Genomic DNA, 1,947 nt, shown 5'->3' with positions numbered 1-1,947 from the left:
GGTTACCTCTCCGACAGATATCTGGGTGAAAGGCGTTCCATCTTTATCGGTGGTTTGCTCATCATGTTCGGGCATTTTACACTGGCTACCGATGCCGGACAAATTCCTTTCTTTACCGGCCTTACCTTGCTTGCTGTCGGCAACGGGTTTTTTAAACCGACAACAGTTACTCTCATTGGCGACTTGTATGAGCAGGGAGACAAAAGACGCGACAGTGCCTTCACCATCTATTACATGATATTTAACGGAGGTGCTATCCTCGCTCCTATTATCTGTGGATATTTCGGGCCAACTTATGGCTACCGCTATGGTTTTCTGGCCGCTGGAATCGGTATGGCTATCGGACTGATTATTTACCTGATTCTCGGTAAAATATATCTGGGTGATATGGGCAAAACAGCCAAACACAAGCTAATGGCTCAACATCAGGAACAACAGGTTAAATCGCAGAAAATTCCTTTTACCAAAGAAGAAAGCGATCGAATCAGAGTCATTATTGTCCTGTTGTTTCTGGTTATATTTTTCTGGGCATCATTCGAACAGGCTGGCAGCACCCTGAACCTTTATACACAAAAATTCATCAATAAACGGATTTTCAACTGGGAAATACCAACCCCCTGGTTCCAGTCTATCAATCCGATTTACGTGGTATTGCTTTCTCCTGTTTTTTCATGGTTATGGCTTTTCCTGAACAAAAAAGGTAAAAATCCCTCTACCCCAAAGAAAATGGCTTACGGAATGATCATTCTTGGGCTTGGGTTTTTGTTTATGATGGGAGCCGTCCATCAGCGCGGTGGTGAAAATGCAGATCCTCAGGTTCAGGCAAGCCTGCTCTGGCTGTTGTCTTTCTATCTTTTTTCCACTATTGGGGAGTTATTCGTTTCTCCTATCGGTTTAAGTATGGTTACCAAGCTTGCACCCGAACGCCTGAGCTCCTTTTTCATGGGAGTATGGTTCCTGAGCTTTTTCATTGCTCATCTGCTGGGTGGTCTTGCCGTTGGAATCATGTCTAATCTCGGAGCAATGACCCTGTTTCTGGCCATTTTAGTCATCATGGTGTTTCTGGGAATTGTGGTTTACCTGCTTTCAGGAAAACTACTGTACTGGATGCATGGAAGAGACTGATTTTCAGCCTATTGAATCAGTACCTTCACCGATCTTACTGCTTCGTCATTGACCATTGTCAGGATAAATACTCCTTTTAAAAGAAAAGGAATAGAAATAACTCCACTTTCCCTTTCTATGCCTGACATGAGTTCCCTTCCCGTCAGGTCTGATAAATACCAGAAAGTATTGCCCTGAAAGGGATTACCGACATTCAGACGATTTCCTGAATAACGCCAGACAATATTTTGCGACTCCGTTTCTCCGATACTTCCAAGATGATCGAAATACAGACTATCAATTAAAAGTACAGTTCCCGCAGGTGGCTGCAAACTCTGGGATGAAAGGACAACAATGTTCATGGAATCAGGTAAAACTGAGTTTTTATAATCGATATTTACTTCAAATTTTGTCCAGCTACTGGTAGCCTGGCTGATAAAAATCTTACCCCCTCCGATGGTATCTTTTTTCTGGCTAAGGGTGTCAAAAGTAAATAACACAATGGCAATCAAGCCTGTATCTCCAGAAACAGCAGGGGTATATTGGTAATAACCCTTAAACTTTTTGGGACGGTTGGTATAGGGTATTCCTCCAAAAATATTCGATTCAAAAGTGTTAGGGTCAAAAGTGAACATCCCCAGAGTCATAAAGCCCGGAGCATAATACATTCCTCCAAAAACCTCAACATTCTCGAGCCGCACTGAATAATTCCCCGAATGCACATTGGTAAATTCCTTTTTTACAGAACTTACGCCAAGGCCTGATAGCAACATATTGGGGGTTATCCAGTGATCAGGTTCTTCATAATTCCCTGTTTTTGTCCAGTTTTCAAAATTTCCATTC

The 1,947-nt window shown here is 42.5% G+C and carries 2 protein-coding genes; one reads left to right on the top strand and one right to left on the bottom strand.

Features of this window, described 5'->3' with window-relative positions:
• The coding region (locus tag GX437_08255) for a peptide MFS transporter (GenBank protein NLJ07645.1) at positions 1-1,125 on the top strand (1,125 nt) is incomplete at its 5' end.
• Between the two features lie 8 nt (positions 1,126-1,133).
• Here the strand turns inward: GX437_08255 and GX437_08250 are convergent.
• A partial coding sequence (locus GX437_08250; protein ID NLJ07644.1) for a hypothetical protein occupies positions 1,134-1,947 on the bottom strand: 814 nt, incomplete at its 5' end.

Source organism: Sphingobacteriales bacterium, assembly GCA_012517435.1.
Taxonomy (GTDB): domain Bacteria; phylum Bacteroidota; class Bacteroidia; order CAILMK01; family JAAYUY01; genus JAAYUY01.
This window is presented reverse-complemented; position numbering and strand designations above follow the sequence as displayed.